This is a genomic window from Dietzia sp. B32, from assembly GCF_024732245.1.
In the GTDB taxonomy this organism is placed as follows: Bacteria; Actinomycetota; Actinomycetes; order Mycobacteriales; family Mycobacteriaceae; genus Dietzia.
The window spans coordinates 2,443,854-2,459,831 of record NZ_CP093845.1 but is presented as its reverse complement, the minus strand read 5'-3'; the positions used below and the strand labels follow the sequence as shown (position 1 = coordinate 2,459,831).

Sequence of the window (15,978 nt, the reverse complement as noted above, 5' to 3'; positions counted from 1 at the left end):
TACGGTGGTGACATGACCTCCCTGCCCGACAGGCCGAGCCGCCCGTCCCCCGCCGAGTACCGCGAGCTCCTGCGCTCGCACCTGGAGCCGGTCCTCGAGCGGGCCGCCCGCAGTACGCACCTGCCGCTCGCGGCGTGCGCGGACTCGGTGCTCTCGGCGGCGTTGCGGGCGTCGGTCGACCTGCCGCTGTTCGTCAACTCGCAGATGGACGGGTACGCGGTGCGCTCCGCTGACGTGGCCGGGGCGGGACCCGACTCGCCGGCGCGGCTGACGGTGGTCGGGGCGGTGCACGCCGGTGACGGGCCGGGACCCGATGTCGACGACGACGAGGCCTGCAAGATCATGACCGGAGCGCCCGTCCCCCGGGGTGCCGATTGTGTGGTGCCCATCGAGGACACGACCGTGAGCGAGACCGACCCCACTGTCGTCCTGGTACATGCGCCGCGGTCGCGGGGCGAGTTCATCCGTCGCCCGGGGGACGATGTCCGGGCCGGCGACGTGGTGATCGACGCCGGGGTGCGGCTACAGGCGCGGCACCTGGCGGCGGCGGCCTCGCTCGGGGAGTCGGGACTCGACGTGCGGCCGCGGCCGCGGGTCGGGGTGGTGGCGACCGGTTCCGAGCTGGTGGCGCCGGGGCGGCCGCTCGCGCCCGGCCAGATCTGGGAGTCCAACTCGATCACCCTGGCCGCCGCGCTCAAGGCCTGCGGCTGCGAGGTCACCACGACGCTCATCAGCGGCGATGACCGCGCGGCGTTCACCTCGACTCTCGACGCGGCCGCCGGGGACGCCGACCTCGTGGTGACCGTCGGCGCGGTGTCGATGGGCGACGCCGAGGTCGTGCGCCAGGTGCTCGCCGACCGGGAGGGCGCCCGTTTCGCCCCGATCGCCATGCAGCCCGGCGGCCCGCAGGGGCTCTCGAGCTGGCGTGGCACTCCCGTGGTGTGCCTGCCGGGCAACCCCGTGAGCGCGATGGTGTCGTTCGTCGTGCTCCTGCGGCCGGTCATCCTCGAGGCCGTCGGCCGCGCGCCGATCCGCCCCGTCCGCGCCCGCCTGTCCCGCGACGTCACCTCTCCCGCCGGCAGGGTGCAGTACCTGCGGGCGGCGCTGGCCGCGGACGGCACCGCCGATCCGGTCTCGGGCCCCGGCTCGCACCTCGTGGCCTCGATGGCCCGGGCGGACGTGTTGATCGAGATCCCCGCCGACGTCACCTCACTGGAGTCCGGCGCCGAGATCGACGTCCTGCCGTTGTAGAGGGGCGCCGCCCCCGCCCGGCCCGGGTGCGGGAATTCGCCGTACAGTCCGGGGGAAGGTGCGTTGACCAGCCTGCGCACGTCGTACTTCGCCGCAGGCGAGAACGGGGGTCCCGATGCGTTCCGACGCCGAGTCGACCGAGGTGCAGACCGCGGTGCCGGACGAGGGCCTTCTCAAGTACCTCGTGTACACGAGTACGCCGACCAGGCAGATGGTGCCCGAGGACTTCGAGTCGATCCTGCGCACTGCCAGGCACCGCAATCGTCGCGTGGGGATCACCGGCATCCTGCTCTTCCGGGACGACTGCTTCATCCAGTTCCTCGAGGGCCCACCGACCGAGGTGGATGCCCTCCTGGACGACATCATCGCCGATGAGCGGCACCACCACCTCCGAGTGATCCTCACCGAGACGACCGTCGACCGCAGCTTCCCCGATTGGCGGATGGGATTCGGGACGCCCGGGGCCCACGAGCCGGTCGGCCTCCACGGCGTGCGCGACAGTTTCAACGACCTCGCCGCCGGTGCGGATGAGGGCGTGGTGCGACGGTCGGCGGAGGACTGCTCGAACTGGTTCAAGGCGAAGGAACACTCCGCCGCCTCCTGACCCGGCTCAGCAGATGTGCAAATGACGAGCGTCCGACGCACCCGCTACTAGCGGACTGTGCGCCGGACGCTCGTGCTCACCCCGGGTCAGATGTGACCCGGCGTGTCAGAACCAGTGTTTACGTCCACCGACCGCGCGGCCTGCCGCACCGAGGATGACGAGGATGACGCCGATCGCGATGAGCACGAGACCGACCGTCCAGAGGATGGGGATGTCCAAGAGGAATCCGAGGATCAAGAGAATTGCGCCAAGAATGATCATGTAGTCGTCCTTTCACCGTAATTCTTCAGGAACGACTGAGCGTACCCACGTCCCACAGAGTCCGCGACCGATCGCGCCCGGATACGCCCGCGCCTCATCCCGTGCTGTCGAGCGCCTGCTGCCAGAAGTCGATCTCCAACCGGGTGGCCGTGCGGAACACCTCGGTGAGCTCGTCGAGGCGGCGGTCGGTGAGCCCGCCTTCGGACAGCACGTCGAGCTGCTCGATCGCGGCGCCGGCAGCGGCGGTGAACTCCGCCCCCGAGTACTCGGAGATCCACTCGCCGTAGGGATGCTCGCCGCTGTACTCGGCGAGCCGGGGCGCCAGGTGTGCGCCGATCTCGGCATAGCCGATCGTGCACGGGGCCAGCGCCACGTGCAGGTCGAGCAGGTCCCCCGCCATGCCGGAATCCAGCACGTACCGGGTGTAGGCGACGGTGGCCTGCTTCTCGGCGGCGGCCTCGAGTTCGGCGCGCGGGATTCCCCAGCGTTCGGTGAGCCGCAGGTGCAGTTCGGTCTCCGCGAGGATCGCGCCGGTCGCCTGGTGGGCGGCGGTGATGTCGGCCAGGGTGCGGCTCTTGTAGGCGGCCAGCGCGTTGGCGCGGGCGAACTGCACCAGGAAGTGGAAGTCCTGCACGAGGTAGTCACGGAACACCGCCAGCGGCAGCGTCCCCCGCCCGAGTTCGGTGACGAACTCGTGACGGGTGTAGGCCTCCCACTCGTCGGCGCAGCGGATCTTCAGGGTTTCGAACAGGCTCATTGCGTTGTCTCCCTCGGCAGTAGACGGGCGATGATCGGCCCGTGCGGACGGTATCCCGGTCCCGTCCTGGTGTGTCTTTCAACCACGTCGGGTCTGCTTCCTCAAGCTGCACGCCCGTCTCCTCGATCGACCAACGGCACGCCGGGGTCACGGTGTCGAAGTATGCGATGCCCGTCCCGTCTGAGGCCTGGACACCCACATCGAATTCCACCTGTTCCCCGATCTGCCGCCGTCGATGCAGCGCCAGCTCGCCCCGACGGTCCGCGAGATCTGCGGGACCTGGCTGGGCTGGCACGTCGCGTCGGCCTGCGCTACCGTTCGCGACCCGAGTCGCCCTACCGCGGTAAACCCCGGATTCGCAACGTGCCACAGGCACAAGCTCACGCGCGGGTACCGGCACCGGCGGAGCGGCCCGCTCACCCGGTTCCTTGCGCGCGCAGGACAAGTCCGCACAGCCGTCTGCCGCTTGTGAACCCGGCGTTCTATCCCGGATACCGGGAAACGGTTGTTCCGAGTGTGAACTGCGGCCTTACGGTCGTGAACATGACCGAACCCAGCATCTCCATCGTCGACCGGGTGGTGCTTCGCCCGGGACACGCGCGTGCGTTCATCGACGCGTACCGCAGCGAGTACCTACCGCGCGCCGAGGCGCGGGGCCTCGTTCTGGACCGGTTCCTGGTGAGCCCGCCGGTGTGGATCGACGGCGAGCCCAACACCGTCACCGCGATCTGGACCGCCGACGGCCCGTCCGGGTGGTGGCAGGCGGCGATCGCCGGTAGGTACGACCCCGAGTCAGCCGAGTGGTGGGCCAGGATGGCGCCGCACGTTCTCGGGCGAAGTCGTTCCTCGGCCGCAGACGTCGCCGATGTGGAGGGTCTCTGTGATGTATGACGTCATCCGCACCGTGCACCTGGTCGACGCGAGCAGGGCCTCGGGTCCCGTTCTCGAGCATCTCAGATCGGTTACCGGCCGGTTCACCGACGCCGATGTCGTCGTCGCCCCCACCCTCCCCGGAGCACGCAATGGTGGGGACATCCTTGTCCGCCTCCGGTTCGGCTCGGCGGACCACTGGCACGCCCACCGCTCGACCCTCGACGAAGCTCTGACCCACGAGGACATCCACCATGTCGTCGGTGCCAGCTTCGAGTCGACCGGCGACGGCTCCGCGGGGCGCCGGGCCGGCCCCGACCAGCCGGGCATCTACCGGACGATGCTGGCGAAGGTTCACCCCGACACCCCGGCCGAGCAGGTCGCTGCATTCGAGCGTGCGACGTTGCAGATGCCGCGACACGTGCCACAGATCCGCGCCTGGCAACTCACCCGCGTCACCGACTCCGTGGGAGCCACCGACTGGACGCACGCCTGGGAGCAGGAGTACGACCATGTCGACGGCCTGCTGGACTCCTACATGAACCACCCGATCCACTGGGCCCACGTCGACCGGTGGTTCGATCCGGAGCACCCCCTGTGGATCGTGCGCGACCGCGTGGTTCACACATTCTGCGCAATCGACCGGCCTGTTCTCGGCGTGGCCGCACCGACCGGCGACCGGGCACTCCCCGATCTCCTCACCGGAGGCCGTCACACGGTGCCTCGCGGTTCGGGGGCATAACCTGCGCCTGATTGGCGACCGCTGGCGCTGCGGAACCATGGTGTTCTCGAAGAACTTGTCGCCGCTACGGGCGGTACTCACTCTTGCTGGATGTGCCGCTGTCTTTGGTCTAAGGGCGAGTGACGGTAGCGTCTCCGGCCGCGTCCATCGAACGGTCAACGCAAGTTCTGCACCATGTGGCGACATCTCGCGGAGCATGGATGACAGGGCAGGAAATCCGTGCCCGCTCGAGCGACCAGATCTCCGACTATCAGAGGTGCTCAGCGGTGAGTGGCGCTGACCGAGCCGCCACGACGGCGAGAACGCCGACACCGGCGTCACGCCCGATCACAAGCGGACGATCACCCGGGTGCCGACGGCCGTCAGTCGCGCAGAAGGAACGCAATCACTGCGGATTCGAACGCTGCCTTCTGCTCGATCATCACCCAGTGCCCGCAATCCGGGAACACATGGAGCTCACCCTTCGGCAGCAGACGCAGCGGCAGGAGCGCCATGTCGAGCGGACTCACACGGTCGTCGCGCCCCCATGTGACGAGAGTCGGCGCCTGAACGCGACACAGCGACGACAAGCCCGCCACTGCCTCAGGCTCCCGGAAGCGAGCTTCGATGCCCTGCAGCGCCGCCAGACCGTACATCTGCCGGGCGCTTGCGAGCGTGGCCGGGTCAGTCGCCTGTTCCCACCGGTCATCGATCATCTGATTCGTGATCAAGGACTTGTCGAAGACCATCGAGTTGAGCCACGCCACCAGCCGTTCCCGCGTGGGGTCCTCGACGAACTCACACAGACGCACGATCCCCTCGCCCGGAGTCGGCGCCAGCAGCGACGCGCCGGCACCTCCGACGGTGACCAGACGCTCGACGCGGTCGGGAAACGCCGCCGCGAAGTCCATCGCCACGAACCCGCCCATCGAATTGCCCAGCAGCCGCACCCGGTCGAGGTTCAGGCCGTCCAGAAACGCCACGAGTGCGGCCTGGGCGGAGACGATCGGGTGCAGGGCTCCAAAATCGTCACTCACGCCGAATCCCGGCAGTTCGAGAATGAACGTCCGGAAGTGTTGTGCCAGGGCCGGGAGGTTGCCGGAGAAGTTCCGCCACCCGGTCACCCCCGGGCCCGAGCCGTGGAGCAGCACCAGAGGAGGACCCTCGCCTGCCTCGCGGTATCGCAGGACACCGCGGTCCGTCCGCAGTTCTCTCATCTCGGGTTCGTTCGGGTTCATGAGCACTCCGTCTCTCGGGTAAGCCGGGGAATGTCGTCACCGGTCGGCAGTTCGACCTGCGTCACCGCAATCGCGCCGTCGTTCACCGCACGGTCGATACTGCGGCGCAGAGCGGTGCACTGACGCGAGGAGTCACCGGCCTTCGTGCCACCTTGCGCGATGAACGGGCACGCGCTGGCGCCACCACGCCACTGAATCGAGGTGTGGACCGGGCTGAACTTCTCCACCAACACATCGCGTGAGCAGGTGTCACAACTGTGCTTCTGCATAGTCAAGGGCGCTCCCCAGAGTCAGAAAGTAGGTGCTGCGGGGCGATTCTGAGAGGAAACCAGACCCGGGTCCGGAACCTCCCCACCTCACGCAGTGACAGCGTCGCACCGGGCGAGTGGGTCGGAGGTTCACCGTCCCGCCCACCGAGACGGCTATTCCGTGCCGGTTCGGGGCGGGTACGTCACCTGTACTTGCGCAGCTCGGCTCTGGCGAGGGACCGGACATGAACCTCGTCCGGGCCGTCGAAGATCCGCATCGCGCGATGCCAGCCGTACATGGCCGCGAGGGGCACGTCGTCGGACACCCCGGCCCCGCCGAACACCTGGATCGCACGGTCGATCACCTGCAGTGTCACTCGCGGAACGGCGACCTTCGCGGCCGAGACGTACTGCGCGGCGGCCTTGTTCCCGTGCTGATCGATGGTCCTGGCAGCGAGGTGGCACAGTAATCGGGCCTGGTCGATCGCGATGCGCGACTCCGCGATCTGTTCCTGGACCACCCCCTGTTCCGCGAGCGCCTTGCCGAACGCCACCCGGCTCTGGGCTCGGGTGACCATCAACTCCATGGCGCGCTCTGCCGCGCCGATCGCTCGCATGCAGTGGTGGATTCGTCCCGGACCGAGGCGGGCTTGCGCCATGGCGAACCCGCCACCCTCCTCGCCCAGCAGGTACTCGACGGGCACCCGCACGTCCTCGTAGACGATCTCGACGTGACCGTGTTGGTCGTGGTGACCGAACACCGGCAGATCCCGGACGATCCTCACGCCGGCCGTATCCCTCGGCACGAGAACCATCGACTGTTGCCGATGAGTCTCGGCTCCCGGATCGGTTTTCCCCATCACGATCATGAGTTGGCACCGCGGATCGGCCGCTCCACTGGTCCACCATTTGCGACCGTTGATCACGTAATGATCGCCGTCGCGCTCGATCCTCGTCTCGATGTTCGTCGCGTCGGAACTCGCCACGTCCACTTCCGTCATCGAGAACGCCGAGCGGATCGAACCGTCGAGGAGCGGATCGAGCCAGCGCCGCTTCTGGGCGTCTGTACCGAACAGATGCAGGAGTTCCATGTTCCCGGTGTCAGGGGCCTGACCATTCGTCGCCTCCGGCGCGAGGTTGAGGCTCCACCCTGTCACCTCGGCCAGGTACGCGTAGTCGAGCTGACCGATCCCGGACTCCGCGGGCAGGAAGAGGTTCCACAATCCACGGCGGCGCGCCTCACTCTTCAGTGTCTCGACGACCGGTGGCAGGGCGTGATCATGTGGCCCGACCCGGTTCCGGTATGCCTCGTACTGTTCCTCCGCGGGAAAGACATGGGTGCGCATGAAGTCGACAAGGGTGTCGCGGAGGTGGAGCGCCCGCTCTGAGGGTCGGAGGTCCAGGGAGCCGACATCGGGCGGGGAATCCAGCGCGACGGTACGCATGGTCGTCATGGTTTATCTGGGCTTTCTGGGTCGGGTGGAGTGGGGAAGGGGCCGATTCTCACGAGCTGAGGGAGCCGGATCCGGTGCGCATCCCCGACTCGGAGGCACGGTTCAGAGCGCGGTCCAACAGCGGGCCGACCATTGCCCCGACTTGTGCGAAGTCATCACCGGCGTCGGTGTCGCCGTGCAGGTAGCGCGCATGGATGCCCTCGAGGATCACCGCGATCTTGAAATCGGCGAACACCAGGTACCACTCGAGGGAGTGGACGTCGATCCCGCGGAGGGCACCGTAACGTCGGGTCAGCGCCTCTCTCCGGGGGAATCCTTCGAGCGCGGTCGCCCCGGCGGTGATGGGATTGTGGAACTCACCTGCGTGGTCCCAGAAGGAGCACAGGATCCCGACATCGGTGAGTGTGTCCCCCACCGTGGACATCTCCCAGTCGAGCAGCCCGATGATCCGCGTCGGGTCCTTGCGATCCACCATGAGATTGTCGATCTTGAAGTCACCGTGCACGATGCCCGGAAGGTGACTCGACGGGATCGTCGAGGCCAGCACCGAGTAGAGCTCGTCCACCTCGGGACGAGGCGACGTCACCGAGTGCTCCCATTGTCTCTTCCAGCGGCCCAGTTGCCTCTCCAGGTACCCGTCCGGACGGCCCCAGTCAGCCAGGCCGACGTCGGCGGGATCGATGCTGTGCAGTTCCACGAGCAGGTCCACCATGGAATCCGACAACGCCGCGCGCTCGTCCCGGGACAGCTGAGCGGTCTCCCGGGGCGTGCGGAGCGTGGTGCCGTCCAGCTTCTCCATGACGTAGAACTCGGCACCGATCACCGAAGGGTCCTTGCACAGGCCGACGGTGCGGGGGACGGGGACGGCGGTGTCGCGGAGCGCTGTCAGGACCCTGTACTCACGACCCATGTCGTGGGCGGTGGGGAGGACATGGCCGAACGGCGGCCTCCGCAGTACCCAACTGTTCTCGCCGTCTGCGACGGAATAGGTCGGGTTCGAGCGGCCGCCTGAGATCGGCTGCACCACGAGCTCATCTCCGACCGTCGATCCCAGGTGGCTTGCGAGCCACTGTCGTAGTGCAGCAGCGTCGGGCGCGCTTCCGGTGGCGGGCGTGTCGGCCATAGTGCCTTCTCTCTCGAAGTGATGTGGGCCGCCATGCCACACCGATCACCGGCGAGCGGATCACTGATGACAGGGCGGGGAATGTCGTTTGTCAGCGTGCGCGCAGTTCCCGTCGCAACAGCTTCCCGTTGGCGTTCTTCGGTAGTTCGTCGAGCACGACCACCGATCGTGGGCACCTGTACGCGGCCATGCGCTCTCGGCAGAAGTCCCGGAGCGCATCGGGCGTCACCGCGGACCCCGGCATGAGCGACACGTAGGCACGCACCGCCTCACCCCGATAGGCGTCGGGCACGCCGACGACACAGGCCTCCCGCACCTCCGGATGTGCGTACAGGACGTCTTCCACATCCCGGGGCACAACCTTGTAACCACCCGTGTTGATCAGGTCCTTGATCCTGTCGATCATGAACAACCAACCATCAGCGGTGAGCTTTCCGATATCGCCCGTGTGGAGCCACCCGTCACGAATGGACTGTGCCGTTTCCCGGGGGAGCCCCCAGTAGCCGGGGATCACCATGGGGCCGGCGACCACGATCTCCCCGACCTCTCCGGGGGGCAGTGGGGCGCCGGTGGACGGATCGACGATGCGGATGCGGGCGCCGGGAACGGGGACCCCGACCGAGAGGGCTCCGGAATCCGGATCGACGGGCGGATCGATGTCCGGGGGTCCGAGGTGGGTGGGGGAGGCGGTCTCGGTCATGCCGTAGGCCCCGCGTAGGACCCACCCGGTGGCGGCCTGAACCCGGTCGACGAGCGATTGGGCCACCGCCGCCCCTCCGGACGGAGTCTTGACGAGCGAGGACACGTCGACCTCATCGAGCGCGGGATGCGTACTCAGGGCGATGAACGCGGTGCTGGCCCCGGTCATGAACGTCGCGCGGTGGCGGTCGATCGCTCGAAGGGTCTCTTCCGCGTCGAAACGGTGCATCAGGACGATCGGGGCGCCACTGACGATGTGGACCCCCAGACCTGCGACGAGACCGGTGATGTGGAACAGGGGCGCCAGGACGAGCGCGACGTCGGCCGTCGGTGTGAGATCCCACCAGCGGCTGTAGACGGTGGCGTTGTGCAGAACCGCCGAGTGGGTGTTGATCGCGCCCTTGGACCGTCCCGTCGTCCCGGACGTGTAGGTGAGACATGCCACGTCCTGCTGGGCGCCTTCCGCCCGTATGAACGGCTCCGCCTCGACCGCTCGCGACCACCGAATCGAATCCGGACAATCTCTGGGCGGGTCCATCAGCCGCTCGAACGCCCGGGGGATCCGGGCGCCCGGCGTCGCGTCCAACGGATGAGTGGTGATGACCACGCGGAGCCCCGACTCACCCCGGACCTCCTCGACGATCCCGTGAAGGCCGTCCAGACAGACGATGGCGGTAGCGCCGGAATCCTCGAGTATCTGCTTGAGTTCGGCGGCACGGAGCATCGGATTGACCGCGACGGGGATCGCGCCGAGCTTCCAGGCCGCAAGCAGTGTGATCAGCCACTGAGGGTCGTTCTGCAGGTAGACGGCGATCCTCTCGCCGTGCCCGATGCCGTTCTCGGTGAGCGTGGTGGCGAGCGCGCCGGCCATCGCATCGATGTCACCGACCGACAGGGTGTGGTCGAAGTAGTGCACCGAGGCCGCCTCCGGCCGGGAGCGCACCTGCCGTTCCCACGCGGCGAGCACGCTGGGGTGATCGACCACCAGGTCTGATGTGACGGACGACGGATAGAAGCACTCCCACGGGGTCTCCGCGACGTCGACATGTCGTGGCGCGTATTCCATTCCACCGTCCATTCTCGTGTGTCTCACGGATGTGCTCCCCCGGACGTCCTCAGCGTTGCCACGGGTAGAACGGGGGAAGGTCCTCGGGCACCGAAGATCTGAACGCGGGTTCCCGCTTCTCCAGAAAGGCCTGGACACCTTCCTTCCCGTCTCCGATCGACGTGTAGAACACGGCGAGCGACTCCACCGAATGAGCGGCCGAAGGGCTCCGCTCGGCACTGTTGCGATAGATCATCTGGCGGGTCAGAGCTATCCCGACCCTGGATTTCCCGCTGGACACCTTCCTCGCGAGTCTGTGCGCGGTGTCGAGCAGCTCGTCGTCGTCCACCACGTCTCGGACCAGGCCCGCATCCCTGGCCTCATCTGCCGTGAGGATCTCCCCGGAGAAGCACCACTCCAGAGCCCTGCTGACCCCGACAAGTCGGGGGAGGAACCACGTGGAGCACGCCTCCGGGACTATCCCCAGACGGGAGAACACGAACCCGATCCGGGCCGAGCGGGACGCGATGCGGAAATCCATCGGCAACGTCATGGTGGCCCCGATGCCGACGGCTGGTCCGTTGATCGCCGCGATCACCGGTTTCGTGCACGCGTACACGGCGAGAGACACCTTGCCTCCGGAGTCCGCCACCCCGCTCTGCACCTCCGGGTCCTCGCGGCGGGAGACCATGTCCTCCATATCCGGCCGGAGTCCTTCGTCCAGACCGAAGACGTTGCCCTCGGCTGTCAGGTCCATCCCCGCGCAGAAGGCACGTCCAGCCCCTGTCACGATGACCGCTCCCACCTCGTCGTCAGCACTGGCGGCCTCGAAAGCTCTGACGAGTTCCGTACCCATCTCGACGGTGAAGGCGTTGAGCGCGCTCGGCGGATCGAGGGTGATGGTCAGGACGCCGTCCCGCAGGTCGGTCCGGAGGAGTGAGAACGTCGTGGTGTCGGCCCCGTCGGAACTCACAGGAATTCCAGTGCGTCGGGTGCGGGTTGGCGCAGCATCTCCCAGTAGTCGACCAGGCGCCAGGGACACGCCACCACGGACCGCCCCTGCGCATTGCGGTAGTACCCGCCGGCCCCTCCACCCGGGTGCATCCACACGGTCTTGTCGAGCTCCTCGTCGACTTGGTGGTTGTACTCCTCCATCGCCTCCGGCCTCACGTCCATGGCGTCGTGACCGTTCTCCAACAGATACTGGAGGCACTCGATGACGTAATGAACATGCTCTTCGCTCATCAGGTTGTGTCCGGCCCCGTGGTTGGGCGCCGAGTTCGGGCCGGACGTCACGAACAGGTTGGGGAACCCGGCGACCTGGATCCCCAGGTAGGCGCGAGGGTCCTGCCCACCGTCCCACTCGTCCGCGAGAGTGCGGCCCTGCCGCCCCGTGATCGTCATGCCGGTGGTGAACTCGAGTTGGAAACCGGTGGCGAAGATGATCACGTCCGCGGGGATGAACTCCCCTGTCGTCGTGACGACCCCGTCTGCGGTGACCCGCTCGAACGAAGCCCGGTGCAGGGTGACGTTCTCCCGCTTGAGCGCCTGGAAGAACCCGGGGTCCTTGACGATGCGCTTGCCGTAGGGCCGGAACTCCGGCGTCAGCTTGGTGACGAGATCCGGCCTGTCGGGGAAGCTCTCGTGCAGGTACTTCATCGCGTTACGCAGGACCATCTCGTTGGCCGGGGAGGCGGAGAAGTGGTCCTTCGCCCACTCCGGGTCGATCCGGGCCAGGAGGTAGAGGTTGTCAGAAGCAAACCAGTACGAACGCAGCCGGAACCACTCGTGGAAACGTGGAATGTGCGCGAGCGCCCACTTCTGCCCCTCGGGGACGTCGTTCTTCACGGTCCGTTCCGGCACTACCCAATGGGGCGACCGCATGACGACGTCCAGAGAGCCGACACGATCGACGATCGACGCCACCAACTGCACCGAGGTGCACCCGGTTCCCAGGACCACCACCCGCTTCCCGTCGAGGTCGGGACCATTCCCCCACCTGGCGGTATGCACGACCTCACCCGCGAAGTCCTCCAATCCGGGGACGTCGGGGATGTTGGGCGAATTGAGCATGCCGAGCGCGGTGATCACGGCCGACGCGCGGTGGCTCGTCCGGGTGCCGTCCGGCCCCGTGGTGGTCACCACCCACTGACGATCCGACTCGCACCAGGTCATGCTCTCGACACGGGTGTTGAACTCGATGTTCTCCTCGATCCCGTACGACTCGACGACCCCGCGCAGATAGCGCTGGTACTCGGGCCCCGGCGGGTAGTACTTCGACCAGTTCGGGTTCAACTCGAAGGAGTAGGAGTAGTAGTGGCTCGGGGTGTCGACAGCAGCACCGGGATAGGTGTTGGTGGACCAGGTGCCCCCGATCTCGTCACTGCCCTCGAACACCCGGTAGGTGAAGCCGGCCTCGCCGAGCTTGATCGCCGCATTGATTCCCACGATCCCCGCGCCGACCACGATCACGGAGAACTCCGCCGGCGCCGCCACGGTCACAGGAACCCGGCGCACGGCGGGCTCGAAGCCGGACTGTTCGCGCAACAGTGGCAGGAACTCGGAATCGACGCGTTCCGCGGTGGCGATGCGAGCCATGCGCCCGAAGAGCTCCGGATCGGGGGTCCCGAGCCGGTCTCGCATATCGGACCCGAGGACCTCACGAGCAAGGGCCCGGATCTCTGCCACCATGTCCTCCGGGTATTCGCCCGGTGGCGACACCGGGGCGATTCCGGACTTGTAGTGATTACCGGGTTCGGGAAAGTCCAGTCGCGATTCGAATCTGTCCAGAAGCCCACTGTCCCCGGTCACATGGACGAGCGACATGAGCAGGGGCGCCGGGTCGCACGTGTCGATCGCCTCGTGCAGGCGGGCTGCGTCGGCGGCCGTCCCGCCCTGGTCCCGGGTGGACTCGCCGGCGCTACGGCTGGAGGTGGTGCTGGTCATTGGACGCCTTTCGGGAGCGGCACGCCCATGCGGTCGAGCATGGCGCGCGGGTCTGCCGGTGGGGAGGAGTCGAGGAGCTGCCGGGCGCGGCGCTCGAGCGCCGCGGTACACAGCCTGTCGTCGGAGTGGATCCAGAAGTCGCCGCGCGCGAGCTGCCCCACCATGCGCTCGGCGGCGACGAGCGGGTCCAGACCCGTGCTCTCGTTGTCGCGCTGCATGGCGTCGAACACGGCGTTGGCCACCGGGTTCCCGGTGGGGGCGTCGCGCCTGGCGGCGCGGAAGATCTCACTGCGGATCGAGTGCGGGATGAGCACGCTGACCTGGATCGGCGCGCCGACCACGGCGAGGTCCTGGTGCAGCGCCTCCGTCATGGCCTCCACCGCGAACTTGCTCACGATGTACGGCGACTGGACGGCGACGCTGTTGATCCCGCCGACCGAGGACACGGTGGCCACGCAGGACGGGGTGCCGGCGGCGATCATCCGGGGGACGAACGCCCGCACGCAGTGGAAGACCCCGTCGACGTTCACGTTCATCACCCTGCGCCAGCGCTCCGGGTCGATCTCCCACAGCAGTCCGGCCGACTCGACGCCGGCGTTGGCGATGAGCAGGTCCACTCCCCCGTGTTCGGTGACGACCCACTCGGCCAGGTCGTCGACGGAACCGGGGTCGGCCACGTCCACGTGGCGGGCCACCGCGCGGCCTCCCCCGGCCCGGATCGACTCGGCGACCTGCTCGGCGCGGGCGACATCGATGTCCGCCACGACGGCCGTCATGCCGATCTGCGCGAGGTACCGGACCAGCCCCTCGCCCACCCCGGCGGCCGAGCCGGTGACCACGGCGACACCTCCACCGAACCGGGTCCGGGCGTCGAGCTCGGCGTGCGCATCGTTCATCGTCGCCACCTGTCGATCCCCGCCGGTGCGATGTGGGGGTTGCACCACTGCGGCGGCTCCAGCCGCGGCAGCTCGGTCGTCCCGGCCAGGTCGTACACCGGCACCTCCTGCGACCAGGGGTAGTGCAGGCTGAAGGTGACCAGGCCCGTCCGCTCGGCGGGCGATCCGGTGCACATCTCCAGCACGGTCTGGGCCAGGTACTCGACCGGCTCGGCCTCGTACCCCTCGGGGAGCAGGTCGTCGGCCCCGGGCGTGCGGATGGCGGTCGACGGCCCCACGGCGTTCACGCAGATCCCGTCGTCCATCACCTCGGCGGCCAGCCCTTGGGTGAACCGGTGCAGGGCGGCCTTGACGGAGGCGTACACCACGTCGCCCGAGGTCTTGTTGTACTCGCGGAAGGGTCGGATCGGCGGGAGCCCGGTGCTCGACCCGATGTTGACGATCCAGCCCCGGCCGGCCGCGCGCATGTGCGGCAGCGCCTTCTGCGTGAGCAGGAACGGGACCCGCAGATAGTGCTCGACCGTGCGCTCGAAGGTGTCGATGCCCATCGTCTCGATGGGCGAGTAGTCGGCGAACCCGGCGTTGTTGACCAGGATGTCCAGCGCCCCGGCCTGCTCGATCACGGCGTCGACCAGTCCGTCGCGCTGCGCGGGGTCCTCGAGGTCCGCCGGGATCGCCAGGGCACGGCCGCCGGCGGCGGTGATGAGGTCGACGGTCTCGGCGAGCGAACCGCCGATCACCTGCTCGCGGCCGTCGCGGATCGAGGCCGACGGCGTCATGGACCGCGCGGTGACCACCACGGTGGCGCCCTCGGCGGCCAGGCGCCGGGCGATCCCGCGACCGATCCCCCGGCTGCTGCCGGTGACCAGGGCGACGCGTCCGTCCAACCGGCCCGTCACGACGTCACCTCCCCGTCCAGCACGCGGCGCATGAGCGTCCACAGCTCCTCGCGCGCCGGCCCGGTCAGAGAGAGCGACGGGAACGTGAGGAACCCGTGGAACAGCCCGTCGAAACGGTGCGTGAGCACCGGGACGCCGTCCTCGGCGAGACGCCGGGCGTAGGACTCGCCCGACGTGCACGGCGGGTCGAGCTCGGCGGTCGCCACGAGGGCGGGCGGCAGGCCCGCGAGTGACTCCGCCCGGGTGGGGATCACGAGTTCGCTGCTGCTGCCGCCCGGTGCGTACTGCTCCCAGTACCAGCGCATGGCCGTGGTGGTGTTGTAGTACCCGACCCCGTAGCGGCGGTAGGACTCCGTCTCGAAGTCGTCGTCGATCACGGGGTAGAGCAGGATCTGCGCGAGGATCTCCGGGCCGCCGCGCCGGCGGGCGGCCAGGCACACCGTGGTGGCGAGGTTGCCGCCGGCGCTGTCGCCGGCCACGGCGATGCGGGCGGGGTCGCCGCCGTGCTCGGAGACCCGCTCACTCGCCCAGCACACGGCCGCGTAGACGTCCTCCATGGCCGCGGGCGCCGGGTGCTCCGGCGCCAGCCGGTAGTCCACCGCCACGACCACCACGGACAGGGCCTCGGCCATCGACCGGCAGAACTCGTCGTGCGAGTCCAGGTCGCAGAACACGAAGCCGCCGCCGTGGGCGAAGACGATCACGTCGAGCGGAGCGTCCGTGGACGAGGGGGAGGCGGCGTGCGGGGTGTAGACGCGCAGCGCCAGGTCGCCGCCGGGCCCGTCGATCACGAGGTCGACGACGGCGAGCATGTCCGGCTGTCGCTGCAGGGGGGCCCGGCGCGAGGCGATCAGCTCGCGCAGCTCGGCCGGTGAGTGCTGCGTGACGTCGGGGAAGCCCGCCTCCAGGGTGGCGAGCATCTGCTCCACGTCGGGGTGCAGGTCGGTACGGCGGTCTCCGGCCATG

The 15,978-nt window shown here is 68.3% G+C and carries 16 protein-coding genes; 4 read left to right on the top strand and 12 right to left on the bottom strand.

Annotation, left to right across the window (positions count from 1 at the left end; all coding sequences use genetic code 11):
* The first annotated feature begins 12 nt into the window (after window positions 1-12).
* The gene (gene glp, locus L8M95_RS11730) at window positions 13-1,251 is read left to right on the top strand and encodes a gephyrin-like molybdotransferase Glp (protein ID WP_260486317.1); all 1,239 of its coding nucleotides are present in this window, start codon (window positions 13-15) and stop codon (window positions 1,249-1,251) included.
* A 115-nt stretch (window positions 1,252-1,366) separates the two neighbouring features.
* Window positions 1,367-1,855, top strand: coding sequence for a BLUF domain-containing protein (locus L8M95_RS11725; RefSeq protein ID WP_260486316.1), 489 nt, complete (start codon window positions 1,367-1,369; stop codon window positions 1,853-1,855).
* A 105-nt stretch (window positions 1,856-1,960) separates the two neighbouring features.
* Here the strand turns inward: L8M95_RS11725 and L8M95_RS11720 are convergent, their stop codons facing one another.
* Both L8M95_RS11720 and L8M95_RS11715 read right to left on the bottom strand, forming a co-directional pair.
* Complete coding sequence (locus tag L8M95_RS11720; RefSeq protein WP_260486315.1) at window positions 1,961-2,116, bottom strand: DUF6131 family protein; 156 nt, start codon at window positions 2,114-2,116, stop codon at window positions 1,961-1,963.
* A 94-nt stretch (window positions 2,117-2,210) separates the two neighbouring features.
* A complete protein-coding gene (locus L8M95_RS11715; RefSeq protein WP_260486314.1) occupies window positions 2,211-2,873 on the bottom strand; it encodes a TenA family protein in 663 nt (220 codons plus the stop codon).
* A 543-nt stretch (window positions 2,874-3,416) separates the two neighbouring features.
* Between L8M95_RS11715 and L8M95_RS11710 the strand changes: the two genes are divergently transcribed.
* Window positions 3,417-3,764 carry a hypothetical protein gene (locus L8M95_RS11710; RefSeq protein ID WP_260486313.1) on the top strand — a complete coding sequence of 116 codons (348 nt, stop codon included), beginning with the start codon at window positions 3,417-3,419 and terminating at the stop codon, window positions 3,762-3,764.
* On the top strand, window positions 3,757-4,485 hold the full coding sequence (locus L8M95_RS11705; RefSeq protein ID WP_260486312.1) for a Dabb family protein: 729 nt from the start codon (window positions 3,757-3,759) through the stop codon (window positions 4,483-4,485). The genes L8M95_RS11710 and L8M95_RS11705 overlap by 8 nt, the downstream gene beginning before the upstream one ends.
* Before the next feature lie 362 nt (window positions 4,486-4,847).
* On the opposite strand, the gene L8M95_RS11700 is transcribed toward L8M95_RS11705, so the two are convergent.
* From L8M95_RS11700 to L8M95_RS11655, 10 genes are all read right to left on the bottom strand, one after another.
* Complete coding sequence (locus L8M95_RS11700; protein WP_260486311.1) at window positions 4,848-5,702, bottom strand: alpha/beta fold hydrolase; 855 nt, start codon at window positions 5,700-5,702, stop codon at window positions 4,848-4,850.
* Window positions 5,699-5,971, bottom strand: a complete 273-nt coding sequence (locus L8M95_RS11695) for a hypothetical protein (RefSeq protein ID WP_260486310.1) — start codon at window positions 5,969-5,971, stop codon at window positions 5,699-5,701. The genes L8M95_RS11700 and L8M95_RS11695 overlap by 4 nt, the downstream gene beginning before the upstream one ends.
* A gap of 182 nt (window positions 5,972-6,153) precedes the next feature.
* Complete coding sequence (locus L8M95_RS11690; RefSeq protein ID WP_260486309.1) at window positions 6,154-7,404, bottom strand: acyl-CoA dehydrogenase family protein; 1,251 nt, start codon at window positions 7,402-7,404, stop codon at window positions 6,154-6,156.
* A gap of 49 nt (window positions 7,405-7,453) precedes the next feature.
* Window positions 7,454-8,527 (bottom strand): phosphotransferase family protein, encoded by a 1,074-nt coding sequence (locus tag L8M95_RS11685; protein ID WP_260486308.1) that lies wholly within the window; start codon window positions 8,525-8,527, stop codon window positions 7,454-7,456.
* 91 nt (window positions 8,528-8,618) lie between these two features.
* A complete protein-coding gene (locus L8M95_RS11680) occupies window positions 8,619-10,292 on the bottom strand; it encodes a class I adenylate-forming enzyme family protein (protein ID WP_260486307.1) in 1,674 nt (557 codons plus the stop codon).
* 49 nt (window positions 10,293-10,341) lie between these two features.
* Window positions 10,342-11,244 carry a crotonase/enoyl-CoA hydratase family protein gene (locus tag L8M95_RS11675; RefSeq protein WP_260486306.1) on the bottom strand — a complete coding sequence of 301 codons (903 nt, stop codon included), beginning with the start codon at window positions 11,242-11,244 and terminating at the stop codon, window positions 10,342-10,344.
* Window positions 11,241-13,217 (bottom strand): NAD(P)/FAD-dependent oxidoreductase, encoded by a 1,977-nt coding sequence (locus tag L8M95_RS11670; RefSeq protein WP_260486305.1) that lies wholly within the window; start codon window positions 13,215-13,217, stop codon window positions 11,241-11,243. Before L8M95_RS11670 ends, L8M95_RS11675 begins: the two co-directional genes overlap by 4 nt.
* Window positions 13,214-14,113: an SDR family NAD(P)-dependent oxidoreductase gene (locus tag L8M95_RS11665; RefSeq protein WP_260486304.1), complete on the bottom strand. Its 900-nt coding sequence runs from the start codon at window positions 14,111-14,113 to the stop codon at window positions 13,214-13,216. Before L8M95_RS11665 ends, L8M95_RS11670 begins: the two co-directional genes overlap by 4 nt.
* Window positions 14,110-15,012, bottom strand: a complete 903-nt coding sequence (locus tag L8M95_RS11660) for an SDR family NAD(P)-dependent oxidoreductase (RefSeq protein WP_260486303.1) — start codon at window positions 15,010-15,012, stop codon at window positions 14,110-14,112. Before L8M95_RS11660 ends, L8M95_RS11665 begins: the two co-directional genes overlap by 4 nt.
* The gene (locus tag L8M95_RS11655; protein ID WP_260486302.1) at window positions 15,009-15,977 is read right to left on the bottom strand and encodes an alpha/beta hydrolase; all 969 of its coding nucleotides are present in this window, start codon (window positions 15,975-15,977) and stop codon (window positions 15,009-15,011) included. The genes L8M95_RS11660 and L8M95_RS11655 overlap by 4 nt, the downstream gene beginning before the upstream one ends.
* Between the last annotated feature and the right edge of the window lies 1 nt (window position 15,978).

Excerpts from the sequence above, each read along its gene's own strand:
- glp (WP_260486317.1), top strand. The coding sequence starts at position 13 with ATGACCTCCCTGCCCGACAGGCCGAGCCGCCCGTCCCCCGCCGAGTAC.
- L8M95_RS11725 (WP_260486316.1), top strand. The coding sequence starts at position 1,367 with ATGCGTTCCGACGCCGAGTCGACCGAGGTGCAGACCGCGGTGCCGGAC.
- L8M95_RS11720 (WP_260486315.1), bottom strand. The coding sequence starts at position 2,116 with ATGATCATTCTTGGCGCAATTCTCTTGATCCTCGGATTCCTCTTGGAC.
- L8M95_RS11715 (WP_260486314.1), bottom strand. The coding sequence starts at position 2,873 with ATGAGCCTGTTCGAAACCCTGAAGATCCGCTGCGCCGACGAGTGGGAG.
- L8M95_RS11710 (WP_260486313.1), top strand. The coding sequence starts at position 3,417 with ATGACCGAACCCAGCATCTCCATCGTCGACCGGGTGGTGCTTCGCCCG.
- L8M95_RS11705 (WP_260486312.1), top strand. The coding sequence starts at position 3,757 with ATGTATGACGTCATCCGCACCGTGCACCTGGTCGACGCGAGCAGGGCC.
- L8M95_RS11700 (WP_260486311.1), bottom strand. The coding sequence starts at position 5,702 with ATGAACCCGAACGAACCCGAGATGAGAGAACTGCGGACGGACCGCGGT.
- L8M95_RS11695 (WP_260486310.1), bottom strand. The coding sequence starts at position 5,971 with ATGCAGAAGCACAGTTGTGACACCTGCTCACGCGATGTGTTGGTGGAG.
- L8M95_RS11690 (WP_260486309.1), bottom strand. The coding sequence starts at position 7,404 with ATGACGACCATGCGTACCGTCGCGCTGGATTCCCCGCCCGATGTCGGC.
- L8M95_RS11685 (WP_260486308.1), bottom strand. The coding sequence starts at position 8,527 with ATGGCCGACACGCCCGCCACCGGAAGCGCGCCCGACGCTGCTGCACTA.
- L8M95_RS11680 (WP_260486307.1), bottom strand. The coding sequence starts at position 10,292 with ATGGAATACGCGCCACGACATGTCGACGTCGCGGAGACCCCGTGGGAG.
- L8M95_RS11670 (WP_260486305.1), bottom strand. The coding sequence starts at position 13,217 with ATGACCAGCACCACCTCCAGCCGTAGCGCCGGCGAGTCCACCCGGGAC.
- L8M95_RS11665 (WP_260486304.1), bottom strand. The coding sequence starts at position 14,113 with ATGAACGATGCGCACGCCGAGCTCGACGCCCGGACCCGGTTCGGTGGA.
- L8M95_RS11655 (WP_260486302.1), bottom strand. The coding sequence starts at position 15,977 with ATGGCCGGAGACCGCCGTACCGACCTGCACCCCGACGTGGAGCAGATG.